A 25,147-nucleotide genomic window follows, 5' to 3' on the forward strand; every position below is an offset into this window, starting at 1 on the left:
GGTTCACTTATGCGGGCGTGATGGATCGCCCTGCGCGCCACACCCGGGCCGCATAAGTGAACCTGACCCCCTTCTTAGACCCCCTTCTTACATCCGGAAGACGCCGAAGCGGTCTTTTTCGATGGGGGCGTTGAGGCTGGCCGAGAGCGCCAGGCCGAGCACGCGGCGGGTGTCGGCGGGGTCGATGATGCCGTCGTCCCAGAGGCGGGCGGTGGCGTAGTAGGGGTGGCCCTGGCGCTCGTACTGCTCACGGATGGGCGCCTTGAAGGCTTCCTCTTCCTCGGCGCTCCAGGCCTTGCCCGCGGCTTCCAGGCCGTCGCGCTTCACGGTGGCCAGCACGCTGGCGGCCTGCTCGCCGCCCATCACGGAAATGCGCGCGTTCGGCCAGGTCCACAGGAAGCGGGCGCCGTAGGCGCGGCCGCACATGGCGTAGTTGCCGGCGCCGAACGAGCCGCCGATGACCACGGTGAACTTCGGCACGTGGCTGCAGGCCACCGCGGTGACCATCTTGGCGCCGTCCTTGGCGATGCCGGCGTTTTCGTACTTCTTGCCCACCATGAAGCCGGTGATGTTCTGCAGGAACACCAGCGGGATGTCGCGCTGGTTGCACAGCTCGATGAAGTGCGCGCCCTTGAGCGCGCTCTCGGCGAACAGGATGCCGTTGTTGGCGACGATGCCCACCGGGTAGCCGTGGATGTGCGCGAAGCCGCAGACCAGGGTCTTGCCGTAGCGCGCCTTGAATTCCTGGAACTCACTGCCGTCCACCACGCGGGCGATGACCTCGCGGATGTCGAAGGGCCGGCGGGTGTCGCGCGGGATGACGCCGTAGAGCTCCTCGGCCGGGTACAGCGGCTCGCGCGGCGGCTGCACGGCCACCGGCAGCGGCTTGCGGCGGTTGAGGTGTTTGACGATGTCGCGGGCGATCTGCAGCGCGTGGCGGTCGTTTTCGGCGTAGTGGTCGGCCACGCCGCTCACCGAGGTGTGCACGTCGGCGCCGCCCAGGGATTCGGCGTCCACCACCTCGCCGGTGGCGGCCTTCACCAGCGGCGGGCCGCCCAGGAAGATGGTGCCCTGTTCGCGCACGATGATCGATTCGTCGCACATGGCCGGCACGTAGGCGCCGCCGGCGGTGCAGCTGCCCATCACCACGGCGATCTGCGGGATGTTCTTCGCGCTCAGCCGGGCCTGGTTGTAGAAGATGCGGCCGAAGTGCTCCTTGTCGGGGAAGACCTCGTCCTGCAGCGGCAGGAAGGCGCCGCCGGAGTCGACCAGGTACAGGCAGGGCAGGTGGTTTTCCAGCGCCACTTCCTGCGCGCGCAGGTGCTTCTTCACCGTCATGGGGAAGTAGGTGCCGCCCTTGACGGTGGCGTCGTTGGCGACCACCACCACTTCGGTGCCGTGCACGCGGCCGATGCCGGTGATGATGCCGGCGGCGGGCGCGGCGTCGTCGTACATGCCGCCCGCGGCCAGGGCCGAGAGTTCGAGGAAGGGCGAGCCCGGGTCGAGCAGGGCGGCGATGCGCTCGCGCGGCAGCAGCTTGCCGCGTTCGGTGTGCTTGGCGCGGGCCTTTTCGCCGCCGCCGAGCGCGGCGCGCGCCAGCTGCGCCTCGAAGTCGGCCACGGCGGCGCGCAGCTGCGCGGCGTTGCCCTGGAATTCGGGGTCGCGGGGGTCGATGTGGCTGGTGAGCGTGCTCATGCGGGTCCGTCCGAGCGGGAACCCGACGAGTTTAAAAGAAAACGGGCGCGACTCGCGTCGCGCCCGTTCGCTGGGTACCGCAGGCGGGGATTACTCGCCGTCGGTGGTCTCTTCGGCGGCGTCGGTGGCAGCCTCTTCGACGGCCTCGGCGGCGTCGGAAGCAGCCGCGGCGGCGTCGTCGGCCATCTCGGCAGCGCCTTCGGCCATCGCCTCGGCACCCTCGGCGGCGGCTTCGGCACCCTCGGCGGCGGCGTCGGCGGTGGCCTCGGCAGCAGCGTCGGTGGCTTCGACGGCGGCGTCAGCAGCGGCGTCGGTGGCAGCGGCGGCGGCGTCCGCAGCCTCGGTGGCGGCGGTTTCGGCAGCAGCAGCGGCTTCGTCGGCCGCGTCAGCCGCCTGCTCGGCCTGGTTCGAGCAGGCCGCCAGGGCCAGGCCCAGGGCCATGGCGAGCAGGGTCTTGTTCAGGGACATGGGTGAATTCCTCGTCTAGACGTATGAAATTTCAGAACGTACCCAACCGGGTACGTCGTCAAAATCATGTCAGGTACACGCTGAGAGTCAATAGCAAAGCGGGTTTGGGCGAAAATAAATTTCCGCCGGCCACCGTACGGTGCTCAGGCCAGCTCGACCGCGATGGCCGTGGCCTCGCCACCGCCGATGCACAGGGAAGCCACGCCCCGCTTGCCTCCCCGGCGCTTGAGGGCGTTCACCAGGGTCACCACCAGGCGGGCGCCGGAGGCGCCGATGGGGTGGCCCAGGGCGCAGGCGCCGCCATTGACGTTGAGCTTGTCGTGGGGGATGCCCAGCTCCTTCATGGGGGCCATGGCCACCACGGCGAAGGCTTCGTTGACCTCGAACAGGTCCACGTCGCCCACCTGCCAGCCGGCCTTGGCCAGCACGTTGGCGATGGCCGCCACCGGGGCGGTGGTGAACCATTCCGGGGCCTGGGCGTGGCCGGCATGGGCCACGATGGTGGCGATCGGGGCCAGGCCCTGGGCCTTGGCGGCCTCCTCTGAGGCCAGCACCAGGGCGGCGGCGCCGTCGTTGATGGAGCTCGAGGCGGCGGCGGTGATGGTGCCGTCCTTCTTGAAGGCCGGGCGCAGGGTGGGGATCTTGGCGATGTCGCAGCGGCCGGGCTGCTCGTCGGTGTCGATCACCATGTCGCCCTTGCGGCCGGCCACGGTGACCGGGGCGATCTCGTCCTTGAAGGCGCCGTCGGCCTGGGCGGCCAGGGCGCGGCGCACGGATTCGGCGGCGTAGGCGTCCTGATCGGCGCGGCTGAAGGCGTACTTCTCGGCGCACAGCTCGCCGAACACGCCCATGGCCTGCTTGTCGTAGGGGTTGGTCAGGCCGTCCCAGGCCATGTGGTCGAGCATTTCCATGCTGCCGTACTTGGTGCCGGTACGGGAGTTCATGAGCAGGTGCGGGGCGTTGGTCATCGACTCCATGCCGCCGGCGACCACCAGGCTGGCCGAGCCGGCCTTGATCAGGTCGTGGCCCATCATGATGGCCTTCATGCCTGAGCCGCAGACCTTGTTGATGGTGGTGCAGCCGGTGGCGGTGGCCAGGCCGGCGCCCAGCGCGGCCTGGCGGGCCGGGGCCTGGCCCAGGCCGGCGGGCAGCACGCAGCCCATGATCACCTCGTCCACCTTGTCGGCGGCCACGCCGGCCTGCTCCATGGCGGCCTTGATGGCGGTGGCGCCGAGCTGGGTGGCCGGCACGCCGGTGAACTGGCCCAGCAGGGCCCCGAGGGCGGTGCGCTTGGCACCCGCGATGACGACCTTGGACATGGAAACTCCCGGAAGAAGAAGGGCAAACCCGGATTATGCCACCCCGGAAATGGGGCGGCAGGGCGGAAACGGACGCGGTGGCGGGATCAGCTGCGTCCGTCGAACAGTTCGCGGCCGATCAGCATGCGGCGGATCTCGTTGGTGCCGGCGCCGATGGCGTAGAGCTTGGCGTCGCGCAGGATGCGGCCGGTGGCGTATTCGTTGATGTAGCCGTTGCCGCCCAGGGCCTGGATGCCTTCCAGCGCCACCTGCACGGCGGCCTCGGAGGCGTGCAGCAGGCAGGCGGCGGCGTCGATGCGGCTGGAATGGCCGGCGTCGTAGTCGCGCGCCACGGTGTAGGCGAAGGCGCGGCTGGACTGCAGCGCGGTGTACATGTCGGCGATCTTGGCCTGCATGATGCCGAAGGTGCCGATGGCCGCATCGAACTGCTTGCGCTCGCGCACGTAGGGCAGGGCGATGTCCAGCGCCGCCTGCATCAGGCCCAGCGGGCCGCCGGTGAGCACCAGGCGTTCGGTGTTCAGGCCGCCCATCAGCACCTTCACGCCCTGGTTCACCTCGCCCAGGACGTTTTCGGCGGGGATCTCGCAGTTCTCGAACACCAGCTCGCAGGTGTTCGAGCCGCGCATGCCCAGCTTGTCGAGCTTCTGGGCGGTGGAGAAGCCCTTCATGCCCTTCTCGACCAGGAAGGCGGTCATGCAGCGCGAGCCCGCTTCCTTGCCGGCGGTGCGCATGTAGACGATCAGCACGTCGGCCTCGGGGCCGTTGGTGATCCACATCTTGTTGCCGTTGGCCACCCAGGTGCCGTTGCGCAGCTCGGCGCGGCAGCTCATCGAGCCCACCACGTCGGAACCGGCGCCCGGCTCGCTCATGGCCAGCGCGCCCTTCCACTCGCCGCTGCACAGCTTCGGCAGGTACTTCTGGCGCTGGGCCTCGGTGCCGTTGGCGTAGAGGTTGGCCACGCACAGGTTCGAATGCGCGCCGTAGCTCAGGCCGATGGCGCCGGAGGCGCGGGAGATTTCCTCCATCGCCACCAGGTGGGCCAGGTAGCCCATGCCCGAGCCGCCGTATTCGGCGGGCACGGTCATGCCCAGCAGGCCCATTTCGCCCAGCTTGGGCCACAGGTCCTGCGGGAAGGCGTTGTCGTGGTCCACCTGCGCGGCCCGCGGCGCGATCTCGGTCTCGGCGAAGCGCCGGACGGCGTCGCGCAGGGCATCGAGGTCTTCACCGAGGGGGAACGTGCGCATCAATTTCTCCGACAAGACTCAGGGGCAAGAAGGGGGTCAGGTTCACTTCCCGCCCGTGGATTCGCGATGAAGAGGGGGCCAGGAAGTGAACCTGACCCCCTTCTTGCATCAGTTGCCGCGGCGGCCCTGGAAACGGGGGGCGGCGGCGCCCAGGTGCGGCAGGCGCAGCTTGCCGATGGCGGTGATGCGCTCTTCGGCCATGCGGTCGGCGGCCTTGTAGGTCGGGATGCCGTCGCGCTTGGCGATCTCGAAGATGCGGCCCAGGTTGTAGTAGATGGTGCGCATCATGCGCATGGCGCGCTCGCGGTTGTAGCCGTCGATCTCGAGCGAGACGTTCATCAGGCCGCCGGCGTTCACCGCGTAATCCGGCGCGTACAGCATGCCGCGCTTCTCGAGCTCCACGCCGATCTCGTCGTTCGCCAGCTGGTTGTTGGCGGCGCCGCAGATGACCTTGCACTTCAGGCGGGGCAGGGTCTTCTCGTTCACCGTGCCGCCCAGGGCGGTCGGGGAGTAGACGTCGGCGTCCACGTCGTAGATCTCGTCCAGGGCCACGGCCTCGCAGCCGAACTCGTCCACGGCGCGCTGCACCGCGTCCTTGTTGATGTCGGTGACGAACACCTTGGCGCCGCGCTCGCGCAGCAGCTTCACGAACTCCATGCCCACGTGGCCCACGCCCTGCACGGCGTAGGAGTAGTTGCCCACTTCCTCGTTGCCGAACTTGACCTGCAGCGCGGCCATCAGGCCCTGCAGGGTGCCGTAGGCGGTGAACGGCGACGGGTCGCCCGAGCCGCCGTGCACCTGGTGCACGCCGGTGACGTACTCGGTCTCGCGCAGCACGTATTCCATGTCGTTGACGTCGATGCCGACGTCCTCGGCGGTGATGTAGCGGCCGCCGAGCGAGTTGACGAAGCGGCCGAAGGCGCGGAACAGCGCCTCGGACTTGTCCTTGTTCGGGTCGCCCCAGATCACCGCCTTGCCGCCGCCCAGGTTCAGGCCCGACACCGCCGCCTTGTAGGTCATGCCGCGGCTCAGGCGCAGCACGTCCTTCAGGGCCTCTTCCTCGCTGGCGTAAGGCCACATGCGCGTGCCGCCCAGGGCCGGGCCCAGCACGGTGTTGTGGATCGCGATGATGGCCTTCAGGCCCGCGTCCTTGTTGTGGCAGTACACCACTTCCTCGTGGTTCGAGGTCGAGATGGTTTCGAAGATCATGGGAGGCTCCGGTCTGGCGGACTGCGCGGATCCGGGGGCGGATTCGCGTGCGAAAGATGGTGAAAAAAGGTCCGCAAGTGATTGATTTAAATGGCCTGCGTTCATCGAACACAGGACCCCGCCGGTTTACGGCGCGCCGTAGTGTAAAGCAAACGCTCTAGACGGGCAGGCCGGCCCCGGCCCCAGGGGCCAGGGCGCGTCCGTCGGCCGCGCGCCGCCGTCCGGCGGCCCCCGAAAAAGTCTTGGCCGGTCGCGCCGGGGCGCGGCGTTCGCCAATGTGCCTGGCGGTTTTGTCTCTCCCCGGAGAACCGCCGGCCTCCAACCCTTAGAGCAGGGTTCATTGGGCGACTACCCCGTAGTCGCCCCTTTTTTTTTTGTCCCGCCCGCCGGTTGCCACTACGATGCGCGGATGGGCGAAATCACGCGCGTCGACGACCTACCGGGCAGCTTCGGCTACGGCGCCGGCGTGCTGTACGGGCTGCCGCAGCCGCCGCGCTGGATGGGCGAGGTGCAGCCCGACCTGCACAAGGCCATCCTGCTGCTGGCGCCGGGCGAACTGCTGTACGGCCACCTCACCGGCCTGGACTGGGAGGGCGGCAACGTCATCCTGCGCGCCGGCGACGAAACGCTTTCCAACCCCATCGCCGACCTGCGCGGCATCCTGCTTTCGGGCGAGGCCCGGCTGGGCCGGCCGCCGCTGGCGCCCACCGCCACCGTGGTCAGCACCCTGAAGTACCGCGACGGCGGCGACTGGATGCTGCAGGCCCACGCCGCCCACGTGGACCTGTTCGGCGCCGGCTTCTTCACCGTGGCCGACGAGCAGCTGCACGCCATCTTCGTGCCCTGGCGCGTACTGGCCGACAACGAACTGACCCTGCGCTCGGGCCTGAGCGACCACGTGCGCGCCCGCGTGCAGCGCGAGGTGGCCTTCCGCCGCGGCGCCGACATCGACCGCCTGCAGGCCGCCCGCCTGACCCACGTGGCCGGCAGCGCCCGCGACGACGCCGACATCCGCCGCAGCGCCTTCGCCAAGGCCTTCTGCAAGGCGCTGGGGGGCTGAAGTGACGGCAGGCTTCGATCCGCTGGCGACCTGGCAGGCCGCCGAACAGCACCGCGCCCGGGGCGAGGACGCCGCCGCCCGCGCCGCCTTCGAGCGCCTGGCCACGCACCCCGAATGGGTGGCACCGGCGCGCCTGCGCCTGGGCCACCTGGCCCTGGCCCAGGGCCGCCTGCGCGACGCCGTAGCCGAGGCCCTGGCTGCCCGCGCCGCCGACGAGGCCGACCCGGTGGTGCTGGAAGCCATCGTCGAGTTGCTGTGCCAGGTGGGCGAACTGCAGGCCGCGCTGGAGCTGGCGCAGTCGCCGGCCCTGCGCGACGCGCCCGACCCGGCCGTGCAGCAGGGCCTGGGCCAGCGCCTGTCGGAGCAGTCGTTCGCGGCCGAGGCGCGGCCCTTCCTGCAGCGTGCCCGCGCGCTGGGCGCCGACAACCCCACGCTGCACTACCAGCTCGGGCTCACCGCGCTCTACGCCGGCGAACCCGACGCCGCCGAAGCCGCCTTCGAAGCCTGCCTGGCCCGCCAGCCGCTGCACGGCGCCGCGCACCGCCAGCTGGCCAAGCTGCGCACCGCCACGCCAGCGAAGAACCACGTGGACCGCCTGCGCGCCGCCATCGCCCGTGCCGGCGAAAACCACCCCGACGCGCCGCCGCTGTATTACGCGCTGTTCAAGGAACTCGACGACCTGGGCGACACCGCCGCTGCCTGGCCCGCGCTGGAAGCCGGCATGCGCGCCCGCCGCCGCCAGGTCAGCTACGACCCCGCCGCCGAGCAGGCCGTGTTCGACCAGCTGATGCGCGTGGACGGGCAAGGCGCCAACACCCAGGCCGAACCCGGCCCGGCGCCGGTGTTCATCCTGGGCCAGCCGCGTTCGGGCACCACGCTGCTCGAGCGCATCCTGGGCGGCGCGCCCGGCGTGGCCGACGCCGGCGAACTGCGCGACTTCGGCTTCCAGCTGCGCTGGTGCGCCGACTTGGCCGGCCCGCCCGGGCCCGACCTGGCGCTGCTGGCCGCCGCCGAACGCGTGGACCCGGCGGAACTCGGCCGCCGCTACCTCGGTCATACCCAGTGGCGCGCCGGCGGCAAGCCGCTTTACACCGACAAGCTGCCGGCGAACTTCCTGTGGCTGGGCCATATCGCCCGCGCGCTGCCGCAGGCGAAATTCCTGCACCTGGTGCGCGAGCCGATGGACGTGTGTTTCTCCAATCTCAAGGAACTGTTCGCGGGCGCCTACCCGCACAGCTACGACCAGCGCGAGATGGCCGGCCACTTCCGCCGCTACCAGGCGTTGATGGCGCACTGGCACGCCGCCTTCCCGGGCCGGGTGCTGGACGTGCCCTACGACGCGCTCGTGACCCGCACCGAAGACGTGGCGCGCGAGGTGCTGGCCTTCCTGGGCCTGCCACCCGCGCCCGGCGTGGCCGACATCGCCCGCCGCACCGGCGTCGTGGCCACCGCCAGCGCGGTGCAGCTGCGCGAGCCGGTGCACGCGCGTTTCCTCGGCCAGTGGCGCCGCTATGAAACACAGCTGCAGCCGCTGCGGCTGGCCCTGCAAACCCCCTGACTTTTCCGGAAAGACCCATGCGCAAGACCCTGCTTTGCCTCGCTCTGCTGCTCTCCACCGCCAGCTTCGCCGCCACGCCGCCCGCCGGCGACGACCTGCTGCGCCAGGCCAACACCGCCTACGACGCCGGCCGCGAGGAAGAGGGCCTCAAGCTCTACGAGCAGGCCGTGGAAGCCGGCAATGCCAAGGCCATGGCGGCGCTGGGCTGGCTCTACCTCAACACCACCGAAGGCCTGCCCAAGCCAAACTTCGCCCGCGGGCTGGCGCTGTACGAGCAGGCTGCCTACCTGGGCAACGCCGAGGCGGCCAACAACCTGGCCGTGCACTACGCCCACGGCATTGCCGTGGCCGCCGACCTGCCGCGCAGCCTGGAGTGGTTCAAGCGCGCCGCCGGGCTGGGCCACGCCCCGGCCATGGTGTCGGTGGGCCTGTACTACGAAACCGGCACCGTGGTGCCGGTGGACCTGGCCGAAGCCCAGGCCTGGTACCGCAAGGCCGCCGAGGCCGGCAACGCGCAGGGCATGCACAACCTGGGCATGTTCCTGCTGCGCGGCGTGGCCGGCCCGGCCCAGCCCGAGGAAGGCCGCCGCTGGCTGCAGAAATCGGCCGACGCGGGTGACGAAAACGCGAAGGCCGCGCTGAAGGAACTCGAGGCCAGGCCCGCCGCCAAGGGCTGAGCCTCCGGGGCGGCCCGGACGGGGTAGGGCGGACCATACGGTCGGCGCTACAATCGGGAAATTCCCGTCTTTGCCGTATGAGTGCCGCCCCATGAGCACCCCCGCCAACCAGCTCCCCGAGTCCAACGCCGAGCGCAGCCCGCTGCGCTTCGTCACCGCCGCCAGCCTGTTCGACGGCCACGACGCCGCCATCAACATCATGCGCCGCCTGATCCAGGCGCAGGGCGTGGAAGTGGTGCACCTGGGCCACAACCGCAGCGTGGAAGACGTGGTGCGCGCCGCGCTGCAGGAAGACGCCGACGGCATCGCGCTTTCCAGCTACCAGGGCGGCCACACCGAGTACTTCAAGTACATGGTGGACATGCTGCGCGAACGCGGCGCCGGCCACATCCGCGTGTTCGGCGGCGGCGGCGGCACCATCACGCCGGAAGAGATCAAGGAACTGCAGGACTACGGCGTCGAGCGCATCTACCACCCGAACGACGGCATGCAGATGGGCCTGGTGGCCATGATCGAAGACCTCGTCCGCCGCACCGAAAGCGCACGAAAAACGTACCAGGTACATTTTTCCGGCGAAGAAAGCGGCGGAAAGGGCAAGGCTGCGGCCCGGAAAAATGTACCTGGTACGTTGGCTTCAGCTTCCCAGGCGCTGCTCGACATCAACGACGAGATCGCCATCGGCAAGATGCTCAGCGCCATCGAGGAAGGCGCCATCGACGAAGCCACGCTCGCCACCCTGCGCAAAGAATGGCAGCTGGCCGGCGGCAAGACCCCGGTAGTGGGCCTGACCGGCACCGGCGGTGCCGGCAAGTCGTCGGTCACCGACGAGCTGATGAACCGCTTCCTGCAGCACTTCCCGGAAATGCGCATCGCCGTGATTTCCGTGGACCCCACCCGCCGCCGCACCGGCGGCGCGCTGCTGGGCGACCGCATCCGCATGAACAGCCTGCGCAGCCCGCGCGTGTTCATGCGTTCCATGGCCACCCGCCGCCAGCACGTGGCCACCAACGCCGTGCTCAAGGACTGCGTGGCCTTCCTGCGCGCCCAGGGCTACGACCTGGTGATGGTGGAAACCGCCGGCATCGGCCAGAGCGATTCGGAAATCGTGGACCTGGTGGATTTCCCGGTCTACGTGATGACCAGCGACTTCGGCGCCCCCAGCCAGCTCGAGAAGATCGACATGCTCGACTACGCCGAGCTGGTGGTGCTGAACAAGTTCGACAAGCGCGGCGCCGAAGACGCCCTGCGCGACGTGCGCAAGCAGTGGAAGCGCAACCGCACCGCCTTCCAGATGAAGGACGAGGACGTGCCGGTGTACCCCACCATCGCCAGCCAGTTCAACGACCCGGGCGTGACCTGGATGTTCGCGAACCTGTGCCGCCTGGTGCGCCAGAAGACCAGCGCCAACACCCCGCGCTGCAGCTTCGAACCGGTGGTGGACACTTCGCTGAAGGAGCCGCGCGCCACCGTGCTGATTCCCGGCGCGCGCACCCGCTACCTGGCGGAAATCGCCGAGCAGGGTCGCCAGATCAACGCCTCCATCGAGCGCCAGGCCGAAGCCGCCGACCGCGCCCAGCACTACTGGGAAGCGCTGCGCGAACTGGGCTGCCCGAACCTGCCCAAGCAGCTGGGCCTGTACGACCCGCACCACCTGATCGTGCCCACGCCCGCCGCGCCCAGCGCCGGCAAGGACGGCGCGCAGTGGCCAGACTGCGGCGAGCGCCGCCAGGGCCTGCCCGACCGCCGCAAGGTGGTGTTCCAGTGGGAGCGCCGCCAGGGCGCCAGCACCGGCGACAACCCCAACGCCCCGCACGTGGTGGTGGACCGCAGCCTGGTCACCCTGCGCCAGCGCTACAACGACGCGGTGAAGGCGCTCAGCGCCGAGTCGGTGAACCTGCTGCTGGAATGGCCGCAGCGCCTGAAGTCCATCACCGACGAGGTGGGTGAATACCAGGTGCGCGACAAGCTGATCCGCGTGGAGAACTACCGCGAATCGCTGAGCCACCAGAAGATCCCGAAGATCGCCGCGCCCAAGTACACCAGCTGGGGCGAACTGCTCACCTTCCTGGGCAAGGAAAACCTGCCCGGCGCCTACCCCTACACCGGCGGCGTGTACCCCTACCGCCGCACCGGCGAAGACCCCATCCGCATGTTCGCGGGCGAGGGCACGCCCGAGCGCACCAACCGCCGCTTCCACTACCTGAGCGTGGGCCAGCCGGCGGCGCGCCTGTCCACCGCCTTCGACAGCGTGACGCTGTACGGCGAAGACCCGGCCGAGCGCCCCGACATCTACGGCAAGATCGGCAACAGCGGCGTGTCCATCGCCACTCTCGACGACATGAAGAAGCTGTACTCCGGCTTCGACCTGTGCGCGCCCACCACCAGCGTGAGCATGACCATCAACGGCCCGGCGCCGATGATCCTGGCCATGTTCATGAACACGGCGATTGACCAGCAGGTGGAGAAGTACCTGCGGGAAGACCAGGCCCGCTGGGACGCCGCGCACGCCAAGATCGAGGCCTTCTTCGAGGGCAAGAAGCGCCCCGAGTACCACGGCGAACTGCCGCCCACCAACGACGGCCTGGGCCTGGGCCTGCTGGGCATCACCGGCGACCAGCTGGTGGACGCCGAGACCTACGAGAAGATCAAGGCGCACACCCTGCGCACCGTGCGCGGCACCGTGCAGGCCGACATCCTGAAGGAAGACCAGGCGCAGAACACCTGCATCTTCAGCACCGAATTCGCCCTGCGCATGATGGGCGACATCCAGCAGTATTTCGTGGACCAGAAGGTCCGCAACTTCTACTCGGTGTCGATCAGCGGTTACCACATTGCCGAAGCGGGCGCGAACCCGATTTCGCAGCTGGCGTTCACGCTGAGCAACGGCTTCACGATTGTCGAGTACTACCTGGCGCGCGGCATGAAGGTGGACGACTTCGCGCCGAACCTGAGCTTCTTCTTCTCGAACGGCATGGACCCGGAGTACACGGTGATTGGCCGCGTGGCCCGCCGCATCTGGGCCCGCGCCATGCGCGAGCGCTACGGCGCGAACGAGCGCAGCCAGATGCTGAAGTACCACATCCAGACCAGCGGCCGTTCGCTGCACGCGCAGGAAATCCAGTTCAACGACATCCGCACCACGCTGCAGGCGCTGTACGCGCTGTTCGACAACTGCAACAGCCTGCACACCAACGCCTACGACGAGGCCATCACCACGCCGACGGAAGAGAGCGTGCGCCGCGCGGTGGCGATCCAGATGATCATCAACAAGGAGCTGGGGCTGAACTTCAACGAGAACCCCTGGCAGGGCAGCTTCATCGTCGACCAGCTCACCGATCTGGTGGAAGAGGCCGTGTACAAGGAGTTCGAGGCCATCAGCGAGCGCGGCGGCGTGCTGGGCGCCATGGACACCATGTACCAGCGCGGCAAGATCCAGGAAGAAAGCCTTTACTACGAACACAAGAAACACGACGGCAGCCTGCCCCTGGTGGGCGTGAACACCTTCCTGCCCAAGGACCACGCCGGCGAGGTGGCCACCACCATCGAACTGATCCGCAGCACCGAAGCCGAAAAGGCCGCCCAGATCGCCAACGTGCGCACCTTCCAGGCCGCGAGAAATTCTCTCATTGTTGTAGGAGCGGCTTCAGCCGCGAATAGGCCCCTGGCCTACCTCCAAAACACCGCCCGTGACCGCAAGAACATCTTCGCGGCGTTGATGGAAGCAGTGAAGACCCACAGCCTCGGGCAGATCAGCCATGCGCTGTATGAGGTGGGTGGGGAGTATCGGCGGAATATGTGAGATTGTCGAAACGATTGGCGGGGGTGGAGGACTAGATGGAATTTCAATCGGCGACTTACACGATCGACAGGCTGGTGTCGCTTGTAAGGTCCGGCAGATTGGCCCTGCCCGAGTTTCAGCGTGATTTTGTCTGGAATCCGTCTAAGGTCGTTGAATTGCTGGACAGTGTTGCTCGGGCTTGGCCAGTCGGGTCCTTGTTGATGTTGAAGGGCCCCCAACCGTTCGGTGCCAAAGAAATTGATGCTGGACCACAGTTGCGTGGCAAGCCAGAGCTCTTTGCGCTAGATGGCCAGCAGCGGATTACTGCCCTTTACCATGCGGTTGCCGATATTTCGGATGTGGTTTATTTCATTGACTTCATTGCGCTATCGGATGGGGTCAATGAGGCGATTCAATGGCGTCGTCGCGACGCTTTTGTTCGAGAGTTCGGCGATGCTCGTGAGCGCGCGAGTCGCGGTATCGCTACAGTCAGCGAAGTATTCGATAATGAGCGGTTCTTCAAGTGGCAGTCTTGGCTTCCGACGGATCGTGCGCGAGAGGTTCTAGTCTTGCGCGAGTCGGAGCTGTCTGGGCTTAAATCGCAGGTCTATCGCGTTCCAGCAATTGAACTTGAGCATGAGATTGGCCTGGAAGCGCTCGCTCGAATTTTTGAAACGATTAATCGCACCGGGGTCCGCCTCAATGCATTTGATCTAATGGTGGCGGTGCTTTACCCGCACGGATTTAGGCTTAGAGATGAATGGGACTCTGCCCTTATCGATAATCCTTTTCTAAGCCTCTTCGAGATCGACGGAGTTGAAATACTAAAGTTGATCGCGATATGGGTTCGCCGAAAGCAGCAGAGGAGTGGGAAGAAAATCACTGTTCGCGGCGTCCGTCAGGGCGACGTCTTGGCGGTCCCGCCCGGTGAGGTGAAATCAAACTGGTCTCGGGCGATTTCCTCCTATGAAAAGGCGCTTGGTCACCTGGTCGGCCGACTTGGTGTGGTGAGCCCCTCAATCGCGCCGCCCCCCGCGATGATCTTGGCTGTGGCTGCCTTTTGTGATTCGGAGGGCGAAACCTCAATCGACAAGACAGTCCTGTCGAGGTGGTACTGGGCGAGCATCCGTGGTCAAAGCTATTCGCAGGGTGCTAATACGCGTGCGGTCTCTGATGTTGATCGCCTCACACGAGGCGATGATGGGCGGGTGTCACTCGGCGACAACGATGTTCCGGATTTGGCGTCCGAGCCAGTTAGGCGAAATAGAATTCTTGCGAACGGAATTGGCGCGCTTCTTGCTCAGTACGGTGCGCGAGACTTGCTTTCGGGAGAGCTGCTGGCTGCTGGTGGTGAGGGGGAGGTCGAGTACCGATCCATCTCTAGGCTAATGGACGGCAGCGCAAGGGCGGATGAGCGTGCGCCTGTGGCGAGTTTGGTGTTCGGGCGCGCAGGTTCGTTCGCGAAGATCGCCGCTTTGGTTCGGAGCGGCCAAGATTTTGGCAGGGTGTGTAACTCAGCAGCGCTGATCTCTCAGTTGGTTGATGATTCGAGTCTGATCGGAGATTTTAGGCGCAGGTCCGAGCGGCTCACGAGGCTCTTAATGGAGGGCGGCAATGCTGAGTAGGCCTCTTGGTAAGAAGTGGATTATTGCTGCGGGTCTAATGGTTGTAGTCCTGTGGGCATTGTCGCATCTGGGTGTGCGCGTTGCGGCGACGCATTTGTATGGTGGCGGGGCATGCGCCATTGGCGAGTCAAAAAAAACAGACGACGTTGAGCGGTACCAGCAATGCCTGCTCGCCAAGAATGAGGCTCAAGGAGCGTTCGGCGATTCGTTCGGCGCAGTCAATGCGCTGTTTACGGGTCTGGCGCTGGCAGGGCTTGTTCTCACGCTTGTGATGCACTCTGAAGGCGCGAGACGCGTTGCAAAGCCGTTTGTGATTCCAGCTCTTGATCGCGCGGAGCCTGAAGCTAGGGTGTCGGTTGGTCTTCCGAATAGGGCGGCTGGCCAAGTGACTCTCCCGATTGAGGTTGTGCTGCCGATCCGCAACGAAAGCGATCATCCGGCACTCAACCTCACGATTATCCTGTCTGCTCCTGGTGCTCGCCTTGAGGTTGACCGAGTGGTTGACTTGCCGATTGCAGGGCGATCGGGGAGAGTGACTGCAATTCAATCTTCTGTTTCGGGGGATGCGGCCAGCGACTTTGTTGCTCGTGTCTCGGCGGAGGGCTTGGAGCTCTCAGTGGAGTTGGTGTGCGAGAGTGTCGAGGGTGTTAAGTGGCGTTCAAGTGTTAGATATCTCGTTCGCGTTGACCCTGCTCGGGCAGTGGATTTGGATCTCCTTAGGCAGGCGATTGACGGGCCGGTGGCAGAGCCGGCGCTATGGGCTGGTAATGCCCAAGTTGATCTGCTGTTTGCGGCAGTCCCCGGCTCTTGGAGTTATCAGGAAGTTGCTGGCGTACGTGCCCGATCTCATCGGGACGGGCGAGACAAACGAGGCTTTTGGCAGCGATTGCTTTCAGTCATAAGTTGGTTTTCCAAGTGAGGAATTTGCGACGCTGCGCTTCCGGCCGGCCTGGCGAGTGCTATGGCCGACAGCAGATTTTGGTTGGTACGTGCAAATTCCTGCTGACAAAGTGTCAAGGTGGGCATGCGATCTAATTGTCTATGCCTTGGCCGCAGCAGGGCGCTTAGTCAGGCTAGATAGTCGCCGGTCTCAGGTCCCGACGATGCTGTTGCGCTTTTCCGTGGTGAGGCCCGCCAGTCGATGGAACAGCGGATTGTCCACGTGCTGCCCGAGCAGCACACTGCGAAGAAGTAGGCCTCGCTAAGTCTGACTGGCCCGCGCATCACTAGCAGGTGGGGCCGCCGAACCAAGTGCGGGTGGTGAATCGCGAGCGTCTCAGAGACTCGGTGCTTCCACCTCGCGTAGCGCATTGAAATCCTCAGGGCTGGCGATCGGCACCTTGATCGTGCCGTAGTACTTCTCCGGCGCCGTGTAGAAGGTGAAGCAGGTGTAGGGGCGGCCCGGCGTGGAGCACTGACTGCCGGCCATCAACACCATGCCGGCTTCGATCTGCTTGTCGTTCGGATGCTCCTTTGCGCCGATGGTGCGTTCGGCGCGGTACCAGCGGCCGGGCGTTGGCAGGTCCACCGGGGTGTCGGTCCAGCCGGGCGGGCGGCCCATGCGGGCCAGCAGCAGGCGCCGGATTTCCGCGCGGTCGGGCTGGGTGCCGATGCGCGCGGCGTCCAGCAGGGTGGCGCCGTCTTCGCGCCGAACCGTGGTGTTGGCGCCCAGCGCAAGCAGTTCCCGCACGGCCTCCACGTTGTCGTAGGCAATGGCTCCGAACAGCAGCTGCGACGTCGCCTGGTCACCGCCATCGAACCGCAGGCCGCGTGAGGCCAGGGCCCGCAGGTCGCTGGCGCCGATGAAAGCGGCGGCGCCTGGCAGGGTGTCGGGCACCACGCGGTCCCAGTGGCCTCGGCGCATCGGTTCGGCGAAAAGGGCATAGACGGCCGGGAACGTGTTCTTGCCATCGGCAAGGTGGTGCGCGTGTTCGGTCGGCTCGGCTGCGATGGAGAGGAACTCCTCGAGGTAGGGCGCCGCAAGCGCTTCCTTCCCGTTCCTGACGGCCAGGCCGGCCTTGACCATCAGGCCGTCGGCCAGCGTGTGGATCGCGACCTCGAACACCATGACATCGAGAGCCGCGCGGCTGTCCGCGATGGCCGCATCCACGCGGCCGGCATCGAGATTCACGCGTGCGCGGGCGTCCAGGGTGAAGGCCAGGTCGCTCCCTTCGAACCCGGCGATGGCGCTGGTGAGGGCGCCGATGGCCTCGTCATGGTTGCCCAGGTTCGCCTGTATCTCGCCCACCTGGCGCAAGGCGATGAATTCCAGGCGGCTGTCCGGTGGCGGTTGGATGGCGCGCCCGTATTCCACCACGGCTTTGCTCAGGTACACGTTGTCGCCGGTATAGGCGGCCATGGCCTGCAGGGTGTCGCCCTTGTGCAGGCGCATCAGTGCGCTGTCCGGCTGCAGCGCTTCGGCCCGCTCCAGGTACGCCAGGCTCTGGCGTGGGTCTCCCAGCGCCAGCGTGGTGCGGCCCCGCATGCGCCAGGCCTCGGCCAGCTCGGGATTCGTTTCGGTGGCGCGAACCGCCCACTGGTCGGCCGAGCGCATCAGCGGCCAGTCGAAGTTCAGGCGCGACTTGTCGGTCGGCTGCGCGCGCCCGGCCACGGCCTGGCTGTATTCAAGCCGCGCCATCAGGGCCTGCAGGTCGGCGCTTTCGGGGAACTTCGCCTGCAGCGCGCGCAGCTTCGCCTCGATTTGGTTTTCCTGCCCCTGCTCGAAGGCGTCGGAGATCTCCCTGAGCTCCGCCTCGGGCGGCGGCATCGCCGCGGCCGCTGGCGCGGAGGCCGGGGCAGGCGGCGGGGACGCTAGCACCGGGGCAGGTCCCGTGTACTGCGGCGGCTTCGTGGCTTGTTGGTACGCGAATACGCCCGCCAACAGCACCAAGGACAGCAGCAGGAACGGGAGCGTGCGCATGCGGTATTCCCTTTGGAATTGAAATGCGGCCGGGGCTGGCCGGCGGCTATCGAACCCGCTTCACCCGATTCCGATACGCCTTTACGTTGTCCCCGGGAATGCGGCTGTTCCGCACCCCCTCCACATCACCAATCTTCACGTCGGTGCCAGTAACCGGCTTCGCATCCACCTTCGTCTCCCGCTCGAAGGCGTGCGATTTGTCGGTGTTGCGGTAGTAGCGGTAGATCGCCCAGTACAGCGCGGCGGCGCCGGCAGGGCCGAGGGCCAGCAGCCATACGCCATTGTCGTCGCTCATGCCTGCGCTCCGAGGATGGCGAGCACGATCGCCTCGATGAAGGTGCCCGCGGTGATGGCCGCCATCAGCAGCTTCCACTGCTGGATGGGAATGCTGCCCATGGTTTCGCCGGTGCGGCCGTTCACGGCAATGTAGTGCAGCATGCCGGTGCCGGGCTGCTGGTAGGAGTACAGCCACACCGGCAGGTACATGGCCACCCAGCGGGTGCCGTACACGTCCAGGCTTTCTTCTTCCCAGCGCACGCCGCGGTCGTAGCGCTGCGTGCTGGCCTCCACCTGGTGCCGGGCGATGGACAGCAGCTGGTCCTCCAGCCGCGGCCGCAGCTGCTCCACGTCGCTGTCGCGCTTTTCCGAGGTGAAGCCCGCCAGGTACGAGGCGTTCCACTTCACCGCGTTCTTGGTGTCGAAGGGCAGGATGGTGTTGATGATGTTGTTGGTGTTCACGCTGGTGTCGAGCTGGCCGCGCGCGCGGTTCGATTCCAGGTGCAGGTCGTCCACCGTGAAGTCCACCTGGCGCCGCACCTGGTACACGTCGGCGTCGTAGTAGGTCTTCTTGTTGTTGCCGGTGCCGCGGGTGTATTCGCGGGTCTTGATCTCGCCTTCGCCGGCCACGGCGGCGCTGCAGCGGCCGTCCACGATCATGTAGGGCAGGTACACGCCCACCACGTTTTCGGGCGTGAACTGTTCCTTGAATTCCTTCAGCGCGAACAGGCGCCGCTTGTCCACGAACTGGCGGATGCGCTGCACCGCATCGTCCTTCTTGATGCGGAAGGGCAGCACGGCATCGGGCACGGCGCCGTTGGCCACCTGTTCGTTCACGCCGAACTGGTGCCGGCACCAGTGGCAGCGCGCCGTCATGGCGTTTTCCGTGTTCACGGTCACTTCGGCGCCGCAGCCGGTGCACTTGAAGGTCATCAGGTGCGTGGCGTCGTCGGCGATGTCCTTCGCGCCCGAGGCCACCACCGTGCCCTGCAGGTCGTCCAGGCCTTCGCCCAGGCCGAAGGCTTCTTCCACGCCCTGGCCGTGCCATTCGTGCCGGCAGTACAGGCACACCAGCTTGTCGGTGCCGGGGCGCTGGCGGATGTCGGTGGCGCCGCACTTGGGGCAGTGGTTCTGGCCGTCCTTCAGCTCTTCCGAAGAGGTGTCGATGGCGGCCGGGTCGGGCGCCAGCACTTCGTCGCGGATGGGCTTGGGCAGGGTGGCCGGGTCCACCGGGAAGGTGCCCGGCAGCGGCGGCACCTCCTGCGGCGAACCCGGGCCGATGCCGGGCGGCAGCGGCGGCGGGGTGGGGCCCGTGGGGTTGGACATGGACGCGGGCCCGGCTTACAGGCCCAGGGCCTTGGCCTTGAGCGCGTCGTAGTCGGCCTGGGTGATCAGGCCCAGGTCGAGCATTTCCTTGGCCTTCTTGAGCTTGGCCACCGGGTCGTCGGCCGCCGGCGCCGCCGGGGTGGCCGGCTGCTGCAGGCTGCCGATGCCGCCCATCATGCCGCCCGCCATGCCCAGGCCCACCAGGCCGGCCGCGCCGCCGTTCTCGCCGGCGGCCTGCATGCCCGCGGCCACGCTGGCCTGCAGGTTGGAATTGCCGCGGCTGCCCGAGAGCGCGTCGGCGCGCTGCACGGTCTTGAGCAGTTCCTTGGTGTTGGCGTCGTACTCGATGGAAACGATGGCGGTCTTGACGATGGCCAGGCCGCGGTCGGTGGTCCACTGGTAGGCGTTTTCCACCGCGGCCGAGAGGCTCCTGGCGAAGCCGATCGAGTCCTGCTGCAGCTTGGTGATGCGGTTGCCCTTGGCCGGGTCGTTCGAGTACAGGCTGAAGGCGGGCGCCAGCGAGCCCACCACCTCGTTGAAGAGCTGGCCGGCGGCGGCGTTGTCGAGGTCGGTGAAGTCGAACACCTGGCCCGGCTGCAGGTAGGTGGCCGGCACGAAGTTCTTCACGAACAGGATGGGGTCGACGATGCGCAGCGTGTACGAGCCGCGCGTCACCGCGCCCACCTGGGTGTTGAGGAAGCCGTCGTCCCAGTAGATCTCCGACTGGGTGCCGAAGCGGTTGTCCGGCAGCTCCTTGAGCGAGACGAAGAAGGCCAGCTGCTGGCCACCCGGCTGGCCGCCGAACTTGAAGCGCTCCCAGCTCTGCTTGATCAGCGGGGAAACGATGCCGTCGCCGGCGAAGATGGACTGGGAATTGACGTCGTCCGAGCGCCACTCGTAGCCGCCGGCCTCGGCGGCGAAGCCGGTGATCTTGCCGTCCTGCATCAGGAGCAGGCCGTAGCCTTCGGGCACTACGATCTTCGAGCCGTTGCTGATGATGTTGCTCGAGCCCTTGGTGTTGGCGCCGCGCCCGGCGTTGGTGCCCTGCGGCACCGCGGCGAACAGCGCCGCCGTGGCCGGCAGGCCGGCCGGCACCGTGTAGAAGTCCTTCCACTGGTCGGCCAGCATGCCGCCCACCGCGCCCTTCACCGCCTGAACAAGACCCATGGCAACGTCTCCGTTTCGCGGCCGGCAGGGCGCCGGCCAAGCCTGTCGAACTATAACGCCCGTGCGCCGGCTGGCGAGGGTGTCGGAAGTACCCTCCGGATACTCCGCCGCGGGCGGGGACAATCTGGAATCACGTCCTGCGGCTGCGCCGGCGGCCATGGCCGCCGCGGACCCTGGCGGTGCGGTTTTCCGCTCAGGCGGAGTCGTGCCGTTCCACCACCAGGATGCGCGCGGCGCCGCGCGGGTGCGCCACGTGGCGGTCGCCCTCGCGGAACACGGCCACCTGGCCGGGGCGCAGTTCCACCACGCGCGGCGTTTCGTGTTCGGCGCTGGCGTAGTGCATGTCCACCACGCCGTCGAGCACCACGAACAGCTCCTCGCCGTCGTTCTCGTGCCATTCGAAGGGCGCGTCGGTCCAGTGCAGCTTGGCGCGGAACTCGCCCATGTCCATCAGCAGCTGGCTGCCCCAGGCGCGGCTGGCGGTGAAACGGGTGGCGTCGATGAGGTCCATGGGGTTTTCCTTGGGGGTCGGGTGGGTCAGGTGGCGTGTGCCCGGAAGCGGGCGCGGTATTCGGTGGGGCTTACGCCCAGGCGCGCCTGGAAGCGGCGGATGAAGGACGAGGCGCTGAGGTAGCCGCAGCGGCGGGCGATGTCGGCCACGGTGGCGTCGCCGTCGGCCAGCAAACGCTGCGCGCGCTCAAGCACGGTGCCCTGGATGAAGTCGCGCGGGCTCATGCCCAGCTCCTGCTTGAACAGGCGGCGCAGGTGGCGTTCCGAAACGAGGGCGCGTTCGGCCAGCTGCGCCACGGACCAGGCCAGGTTGGGGCGGTCGAGGATGGCCTGCCGGGCGCGGTCCAGCGTGGCGTGTTCCGACGACTGCGCCTGCAGCGGCAGGCTGAACTGGCTCTGCCCGCCGGGGCGCTTGAGGTACACCACCAGTGCCCGCGCGGTGTCGAGCGCCAGGGCCTGGCCGTGGTCGGCTTCCACCAGCGCCAGCGCCAGGTCCATGCCGGCGCTCACGCCGGCCGAAGTCCAGACGTTTTCGTCCTGGAGGTAGATGGCGTCGGGCTCCACCCTCACCGTGGGGAAGCGCCGGGCCAGGTCGGCGGCATGGCGCCAGTGCGTGGTGGCGCGGCGGCCGTCGAGCAGGCCGGCGGCCGCCAGCAGGAAGGCGCCGGTGCAGATCGACACCACGCGCTCGGAGCGCCTGGCGAGCCGGCGGATGGCGTCGAGCAGGGCTTCGTCGGCCATCGCGGCGGCCAGGTTCGTGCAGCCGGGCACCACCAGGGTGTGGATGCGCGCCGGGCCGGGCGCGAGGCCGCGTTCGGCCAGCAGGGCCAGGCCGCTGCTGCTGCGCACCGGGCCCGGCTGCGCCGCGCACAGCGTGAGCCGGTAGTCGGCGTGCGGGTCGCGGTCGCGGGCGGCGTCGAACACGGCCGCGGGGCCGGTGGCGTCGAGCAGGTCGAAGCCCGGGTAGAGCAGGGTGACGATGTTTCGCGGCTGGCTCATGTTGGCCATCATGCGCTGCGAACGAATGGCCGTTCGGACGCAGTATTGTCCGTTTCGGACAGATTGGGGGCGTCGATCCATTCCCCGGTGTCTTTGTGGGCGTTTTCCGATGGGACGCGGTCGAGCCATGTCCGACCTTGGAAGCGGGCGGTTGTCGCCTATACCAAAACGGATATAGCATGGCGTCGAAGCCGGTTGTGCTCCTCGGAGATGCCTTGGAACGCCTCCGCGAATTCCCCGATGACGCCAGGCGCGAGGCGGGCTACCAGTTGGACCGATTGCAGCATGGCCTGCAGCCTGACGACTTCAAGCCCATGCCTAGCATTGGCATGGGTGCCGAGGAGATTCGCGTGCGGGACGGGGCCGGTGCCTTTCGTGTGATCTACACGTCGAGGCAGCGCGAGGCGATCTATGTGCTGCATGCGTTCCAGAAGAAGACCGGGCGCACAGCTCCGCAGGACGTCGAACTGGCGCGGCGACGATACGCGCTCCTGAAGGGAGTAACACCATGAGCAGGGTGACCGAATCGCACTTCAAGAGCGTCTGGGACGCCATCGAGTCGGACGCCTCCCAGGCCGAAAACCTCAAGCTCCGCTCGGCCCTGATGATGGCCATCGCCGAACGGGTGAAGGCCAGGGGCTGGACCCAGTCCGTCGCGGCCAGCCACTGCGGGCTCACCCAGCCCCGGGTGAACGACCTGCTGCGTGGGCGCATTTCGCGCTTCTCCTTGGACGCCTTGGTGAACATCGCGGCAGCTTTGGGAATGCAGGTGCGCCTGGAGGTCGATGCCGCCTGAGGCTCGAGCCGCCGCGGCGTTGGTGACCGCCCGCCTCAACTGCCACAATCCAAACCCATGCGAACCTTCGTCCTCCGCGCCCGCGCCGCCCCCACCGACAGCCAGCGGCTGCTGGCGTCCATCGGCCAGGAAGCGCACCCCGAGATCCTGGCGCACACGCTGATGAACGCCATTTTCGTGGCGCAGTCGCACCGGCCCGACGTGGTGGTGTACCTGGTGCTGGAAAGCACGCAGGATTATTCGCGCACCGTGCGCTTCGAGGTGAACGCCATGCATTCGCTCGGCGGCTTCGACGAGCGGGCGCTGCTGGGCAAGGTGGCCGCCGCGCTGGATGCCTCGCGCGGGCTGGGCAAGGAAGAGAGCCGGCCGGTGGAGTCGGGCGTCACGGTGCGCACCATCAGCTTCGAGCGGCTGGTGCAGGAGCTGGCGGTGGACCACCAGCTGTTCATCATGGACCCCAAGGGCACGCCCATCCGCGAGCAGGTGTTCGAGGGCAAGCCCTGCTTCCTGCTCACCGACCACATTCCCATGCCGAAAAAAACCTTCGGCAGCCTCGAGCGCCTGGGCGCGAAGAAGCTCACGCTGGGCCGGAAGATGCTGTTCGCCTCGCAGTGCGTGGTGCTGATCCACCACGCGCTCGACGAGCGGTGAGCGCGCACCTGCACACGCTGCCGTACGAAGGCCACGCGCTGCGCTACCGGCGCGGCGGGCAGGGGCCGGCGCTGTGGCTGATCCACGGGTTTCCCACGTCGGGCCGCGACTGGCTGCCGCTGTGGCCGGCGCTGGCGGCGCGGCACGAGCTGTTCGCACTCGACATGCTCGGTTTCGGCGCGTCCGACAAGCCGGCCAGCTTCGATTACCGCATCGCCGCCTCGGCCGACCAGTGGGAAGCGCTGGCACAGGCCACCGGCGTGCGCGAGGTGGCGCTGCTCGCGCACGACTACGGCGACACGGTGGCGCAGGAACTGCTGGCCCGCCAGCGCGAGGGGCGGCTGGGGTTTCGCATCACCTCGGCGGTGTTCCTCAACGGCGGCCTGTTCCCTGAAGCCACGCGGCCGCTGCGCCTGCAGCGCCTGCTGGCCGGACCGCTGGGGCCGCTGCTGGCGCGCTTCACCGGCGAGGCGCGCTTCCGGCGGAGCATGGCCCGCATCTGCGCACGGCCCTGGCCCGAGGGCGAACTGGCCGCGGCCTGGCAGGGGCTGGCGGCCAACGGCGGCCGCCGGGTGATGCCCAGGCTGCTCGGCTACATCGCCGAGCGCCAGCGCCACCGAGAGCGCTGGGTGGGCGCGCTGCAGCACGCGGGCGTTCCCATCGCCCACATCAACGGGCTGGAAGATCCCATCTCCGGCCGCGGCATTGCCGCACGCTGGCGTGAGCTGTTGCCAGATGCGCCGGTGTTCGAACTGCCTGGCGTGGGCCACTACCCGCAGCTGGAGGCGCCGGCGGAAGTGCTGGCGGCCTACGAGGGATTCACGGCGGGCATTTCGCAGAGCCAGTGAGGCAGGGCGCGGGCGTCAGTCCAGCACGCCCTTGCGCCCCACCCACGCAATCACGAAATCCCGGAACACCTGCGAACGGTGCGGCAGGTGTTCGCGGCTGGGGTAGACCAGCGCCACCGGCGTGTGCGGCAGCTGCCAGCCTGGCAGCAGTTCCACCAGGCCGCCACGTTCCAACTCTTCGTGCACCAGGTAGCGCGGCAGGCGCGCCACGCCCTGGCCCAGCAGGGCCGCGCGGCGCAGGCCGATGAAGTGGTTGATGGCCAGGTTGCCCTGCACGGGCACCGCCACGCTCTGCTCGCCGCGTTGCAGCAGCCACTGGCCTTCGTCGCGGAAGCTGCGGTTGCGCAGCGCTTCCAGGCCCGACAGCTGCGCGGGTTCGTGCACGCCACCCGGCGCATGCGCGGCCAGGAAGGCGGGGCTGGCCACGATGGCCTCGCGCACCACGCCCAGCGGGCGCGCCACCAGGTTCGGGTCGAGCGTGCGCGCCATGCGGATGGCGAAGTCGAAGCCTTCGGCCACCAGGTCGCGGGTGCCGATGCTCAGGTCCACGTCGAAGCGCACGGCGGGGTAGTGCGCGCGGAAATCCGCCAGCAGGTCCACCAGGAAGCCGTCGCCGAACGAGGTGGGCGCGGTGAGCCTGATCAGCCCGTCCACCTCGGTGCGCACCGCGGATACCGCGCGTTCGCCGTCGCCCAGCGCCTGCCGGGCCTGGCGGGCGAAATCGAGGTAGAGCCGGCCGGCGTCGGTGAGCGCCACCCGGCGGGTGGTGCGGTGCAGCAGCTTCACGCCCAGCGAGGTTTCCAGCGCGGTGACCAGCTTGCTCACCTGCGCCTTCGACAGGCCCAGCCGCTCGGCCGCACGGGTGAACCCACCCGTTTCCGCCACCGTGAGCAGGGCCAGGGCTTCGTTGAACCGGCTGCCGTTTGTTTCCATGGGGAAACAGAATAGGCACTTCCAGCCCGATTAAGCCAGTTCCGGAAGTCATTAGATTGCCCTCCAAGGTCAATCCGGCCGACAAGGA

The 25,147-nt window shown here is 67.7% G+C and carries 22 protein-coding genes; 10 read left to right on the plus strand and 12 right to left on the minus strand.

The annotated features are described in order from the left end of the window. Positions 1-87 precede the first annotated feature (87 nt). From ACE3Q2_RS02670 to ACE3Q2_RS02690, 5 genes are all read right to left on the minus strand, one after another. A complete protein-coding gene (locus tag ACE3Q2_RS02670; protein WP_374472562.1) occupies positions 88-1,695 on the minus strand; it encodes a carboxyl transferase domain-containing protein in 1,608 nt (535 codons plus the stop codon). A gap of 90 nt (positions 1,696-1,785) precedes the next feature. Beyond that, positions 1,786-2,163, minus strand: coding sequence for a hypothetical protein (locus ACE3Q2_RS02675; RefSeq protein WP_231696021.1), 378 nt, complete (start codon positions 2,161-2,163; stop codon positions 1,786-1,788). Between the two features lie 143 nt (positions 2,164-2,306). Then, positions 2,307-3,482, minus strand: coding sequence for an acetyl-CoA C-acyltransferase (locus ACE3Q2_RS02680; RefSeq protein WP_374472564.1), 1,176 nt, complete (start codon positions 3,480-3,482; stop codon positions 2,307-2,309). Between the two features lie 86 nt (positions 3,483-3,568). Beyond that, positions 3,569-4,726 carry an isovaleryl-CoA dehydrogenase gene (locus ACE3Q2_RS02685; protein ID WP_374472566.1) on the minus strand — a complete coding sequence of 386 codons (1,158 nt, stop codon included), beginning with the start codon at positions 4,724-4,726 and terminating at the stop codon, positions 3,569-3,571. Between the two features lie 108 nt (positions 4,727-4,834). Beyond that, positions 4,835-5,935 (minus strand): Glu/Leu/Phe/Val dehydrogenase dimerization domain-containing protein, encoded by a 1,101-nt coding sequence (locus ACE3Q2_RS02690; RefSeq protein ID WP_374472568.1) that lies wholly within the window; start codon positions 5,933-5,935, stop codon positions 4,835-4,837. A 409-nt stretch (positions 5,936-6,344) separates the two neighbouring features. On the opposite strand from ACE3Q2_RS02690, the gene ACE3Q2_RS02695 reads away from it, so the two are divergent. The 6 genes from ACE3Q2_RS02695 (at position 6,345) to ACE3Q2_RS02720 (ending at position 15,552) form a co-directional block, all read left to right on the plus strand. Then, complete coding sequence (locus tag ACE3Q2_RS02695; RefSeq protein WP_374472570.1) at positions 6,345-6,995, plus strand: hypothetical protein; 651 nt, start codon at positions 6,345-6,347, stop codon at positions 6,993-6,995. Between the two features lies 1 nt (position 6,996). Next, the gene (locus ACE3Q2_RS02700) at positions 6,997-8,553 is read left to right on the plus strand and encodes a sulfotransferase (protein ID WP_374472572.1); all 1,557 of its coding nucleotides are present in this window, start codon (positions 6,997-6,999) and stop codon (positions 8,551-8,553) included. 17 nt (positions 8,554-8,570) lie between these two features. After that, a complete protein-coding gene (locus ACE3Q2_RS02705; RefSeq protein ID WP_374472574.1) occupies positions 8,571-9,230 on the plus strand; it encodes a tetratricopeptide repeat protein in 660 nt (219 codons plus the stop codon). Between the two features lie 91 nt (positions 9,231-9,321). Beyond that, positions 9,322-13,029, plus strand: coding sequence for a methylmalonyl-CoA mutase family protein (locus ACE3Q2_RS02710; protein WP_374472576.1), 3,708 nt, complete (start codon positions 9,322-9,324; stop codon positions 13,027-13,029). Positions 13,030-13,064: 35 nt separating this feature from the next. Continuing rightward, the gene (locus ACE3Q2_RS02715; protein WP_374472578.1) at positions 13,065-14,633 is read left to right on the plus strand and encodes a DUF262 domain-containing protein; all 1,569 of its coding nucleotides are present in this window, start codon (positions 13,065-13,067) and stop codon (positions 14,631-14,633) included. Positions 14,634-14,670: 37 nt separating this feature from the next. Continuing rightward, positions 14,671-15,552, plus strand: a complete 882-nt coding sequence (locus tag ACE3Q2_RS02720) for a hypothetical protein (RefSeq protein WP_374472580.1) — start codon at positions 14,671-14,673, stop codon at positions 15,550-15,552. Positions 15,553-15,909: 357 nt separating this feature from the next. Here the strand turns inward: ACE3Q2_RS02720 and ACE3Q2_RS02725 are convergent, their stop codons facing one another. The 6 genes from ACE3Q2_RS02725 to ACE3Q2_RS02750 all read right to left on the minus strand — a co-directional run bounded on the left by ACE3Q2_RS02725 (position 15,910) and on the right by ACE3Q2_RS02750 (position 21,831). After that, positions 15,910-17,553 (minus strand): tetratricopeptide repeat protein, encoded by a 1,644-nt coding sequence (locus ACE3Q2_RS02725; protein WP_374472582.1) that lies wholly within the window; start codon positions 17,551-17,553, stop codon positions 15,910-15,912. Between the two features lie 46 nt (positions 17,554-17,599). Beyond that, positions 17,600-17,848 carry a hypothetical protein gene (locus tag ACE3Q2_RS02730; protein WP_231696032.1) on the minus strand — a complete coding sequence of 83 codons (249 nt, stop codon included), beginning with the start codon at positions 17,846-17,848 and terminating at the stop codon, positions 17,600-17,602. Next, positions 17,845-19,155: a TFIIB-type zinc ribbon-containing protein gene (locus tag ACE3Q2_RS02735; RefSeq protein WP_374472585.1), complete on the minus strand. Its 1,311-nt coding sequence runs from the start codon at positions 19,153-19,155 to the stop codon at positions 17,845-17,847. The genes ACE3Q2_RS02730 and ACE3Q2_RS02735 overlap by 4 nt, the downstream gene beginning before the upstream one ends. A gap of 15 nt (positions 19,156-19,170) precedes the next feature. Further along, complete coding sequence (locus ACE3Q2_RS02740) at positions 19,171-20,322, minus strand: SPFH domain-containing protein (protein ID WP_374472587.1); 1,152 nt, start codon at positions 20,320-20,322, stop codon at positions 19,171-19,173. Positions 20,323-20,515: 193 nt separating this feature from the next. Then, complete coding sequence (locus tag ACE3Q2_RS02745; RefSeq protein ID WP_374472589.1) at positions 20,516-20,833, minus strand: hypothetical protein; 318 nt, start codon at positions 20,831-20,833, stop codon at positions 20,516-20,518. Positions 20,834-20,859: 26 nt separating this feature from the next. Next, entirely contained in the window at positions 20,860-21,831 is a 972-nt protein-coding gene (locus tag ACE3Q2_RS02750; RefSeq protein ID WP_374472591.1) for a GlxA family transcriptional regulator, read from the minus strand. Between the two features lie 179 nt (positions 21,832-22,010). On the opposite strand from ACE3Q2_RS02750, the gene ACE3Q2_RS02755 reads away from it, so the two are divergent. The 4 genes from ACE3Q2_RS02755 to ACE3Q2_RS02770 are packed head-to-tail and all read left to right on the plus strand — an operon-like array spanning position 22,011 to position 24,126. Next, positions 22,011-22,343 carry a type II toxin-antitoxin system RelE/ParE family toxin gene (locus ACE3Q2_RS02755; protein WP_374472593.1) on the plus strand — a complete coding sequence of 111 codons (333 nt, stop codon included), beginning with the start codon at positions 22,011-22,013 and terminating at the stop codon, positions 22,341-22,343. 5 nt (positions 22,344-22,348) lie between these two features. Beyond that, positions 22,349-22,627 carry a helix-turn-helix domain-containing protein gene (locus ACE3Q2_RS02760; protein ID WP_374472693.1) on the plus strand — a complete coding sequence of 93 codons (279 nt, stop codon included), beginning with the start codon at positions 22,349-22,351 and terminating at the stop codon, positions 22,625-22,627. Between the two features lie 57 nt (positions 22,628-22,684). Next, entirely contained in the window at positions 22,685-23,278 is a 594-nt protein-coding gene (gene trmY, locus ACE3Q2_RS02765) for a tRNA (pseudouridine(54)-N(1))-methyltransferase TrmY (RefSeq protein WP_231696039.1), read from the plus strand. Next, a complete protein-coding gene (locus ACE3Q2_RS02770) occupies positions 23,275-24,126 on the plus strand; it encodes an alpha/beta fold hydrolase (RefSeq protein WP_374472595.1) in 852 nt (283 codons plus the stop codon). The genes trmY and ACE3Q2_RS02770 overlap by 4 nt, the downstream gene beginning before the upstream one ends. 15 nt (positions 24,127-24,141) lie before the next feature. On the opposite strand, the gene ACE3Q2_RS02775 is transcribed toward ACE3Q2_RS02770, so the two are convergent. After that, complete coding sequence (locus tag ACE3Q2_RS02775; RefSeq protein WP_374472598.1) at positions 24,142-25,059, minus strand: LysR family transcriptional regulator; 918 nt, start codon at positions 25,057-25,059, stop codon at positions 24,142-24,144. Positions 25,060-25,147: the final 88 nt, after the last annotated feature.

Origin of the sequence: Arenimonas sp. (genome assembly GCF_041913985.1) — a bacterium.
Lineage (GTDB): Bacteria > Pseudomonadota > Gammaproteobacteria > Xanthomonadales > Xanthomonadaceae > Arenimonas.

What these genes read in the sequence shown, in the direction of transcription:
- ACE3Q2_RS02670 (WP_374472562.1), bottom strand. Translation starts at nt 1,695, where the DNA reads ATGAGCACGCTCACCAGCCACATCGACCCCCGCGACCCCGAATTCCAG.
- ACE3Q2_RS02675 (WP_231696021.1), bottom strand. Translation starts at nt 2,163, where the DNA reads ATGTCCCTGAACAAGACCCTGCTCGCCATGGCCCTGGGCCTGGCCCTG.
- ACE3Q2_RS02680 (WP_374472564.1), bottom strand. Translation starts at nt 3,482, where the DNA reads ATGTCCAAGGTCGTCATCGCGGGTGCCAAGCGCACCGCCCTCGGGGCC.
- ACE3Q2_RS02685 (WP_374472566.1), bottom strand. Translation starts at nt 4,726, where the DNA reads ATGCGCACGTTCCCCCTCGGTGAAGACCTCGATGCCCTGCGCGACGCC.
- ACE3Q2_RS02690 (WP_374472568.1), bottom strand. Translation starts at nt 5,935, where the DNA reads ATGATCTTCGAAACCATCTCGACCTCGAACCACGAGGAAGTGGTGTAC.
- ACE3Q2_RS02695 (WP_374472570.1), top strand. Translation starts at nt 6,345, where the DNA reads ATGGGCGAAATCACGCGCGTCGACGACCTACCGGGCAGCTTCGGCTAC.
- ACE3Q2_RS02705 (WP_374472574.1), top strand. Translation starts at nt 8,571, where the DNA reads ATGCGCAAGACCCTGCTTTGCCTCGCTCTGCTGCTCTCCACCGCCAGC.
- ACE3Q2_RS02710 (WP_374472576.1), top strand. Translation starts at nt 9,322, where the DNA reads ATGAGCACCCCCGCCAACCAGCTCCCCGAGTCCAACGCCGAGCGCAGC.
- ACE3Q2_RS02715 (WP_374472578.1), top strand. Translation starts at nt 13,065, where the DNA reads ATGGAATTTCAATCGGCGACTTACACGATCGACAGGCTGGTGTCGCTT.
- ACE3Q2_RS02720 (WP_374472580.1), top strand. Translation starts at nt 14,671, where the DNA reads ATGGTTGTAGTCCTGTGGGCATTGTCGCATCTGGGTGTGCGCGTTGCG.
- ACE3Q2_RS02725 (WP_374472582.1), bottom strand. Translation starts at nt 17,553, where the DNA reads ATGCGCACGCTCCCGTTCCTGCTGCTGTCCTTGGTGCTGTTGGCGGGC.
- ACE3Q2_RS02730 (WP_231696032.1), bottom strand. Translation starts at nt 17,848, where the DNA reads ATGAGCGACGACAATGGCGTATGGCTGCTGGCCCTCGGCCCTGCCGGC.
- ACE3Q2_RS02735 (WP_374472585.1), bottom strand. Translation starts at nt 19,155, where the DNA reads ATGTCCAACCCCACGGGCCCCACCCCGCCGCCGCTGCCGCCCGGCATC.
- ACE3Q2_RS02740 (WP_374472587.1), bottom strand. Translation starts at nt 20,322, where the DNA reads ATGGGTCTTGTTCAGGCGGTGAAGGGCGCGGTGGGCGGCATGCTGGCC.
- ACE3Q2_RS02745 (WP_374472589.1), bottom strand. Translation starts at nt 20,833, where the DNA reads ATGGACCTCATCGACGCCACCCGTTTCACCGCCAGCCGCGCCTGGGGC.
- ACE3Q2_RS02750 (WP_374472591.1), bottom strand. Translation starts at nt 21,831, where the DNA reads ATGAGCCAGCCGCGAAACATCGTCACCCTGCTCTACCCGGGCTTCGAC.
- ACE3Q2_RS02755 (WP_374472593.1), top strand. Translation starts at nt 22,011, where the DNA reads ATGGCGTCGAAGCCGGTTGTGCTCCTCGGAGATGCCTTGGAACGCCTC.
- trmY (WP_231696039.1), top strand. Translation starts at nt 22,685, where the DNA reads ATGCGAACCTTCGTCCTCCGCGCCCGCGCCGCCCCCACCGACAGCCAG.
- ACE3Q2_RS02775 (WP_374472598.1), bottom strand. Translation starts at nt 25,059, where the DNA reads ATGGAAACAAACGGCAGCCGGTTCAACGAAGCCCTGGCCCTGCTCACG.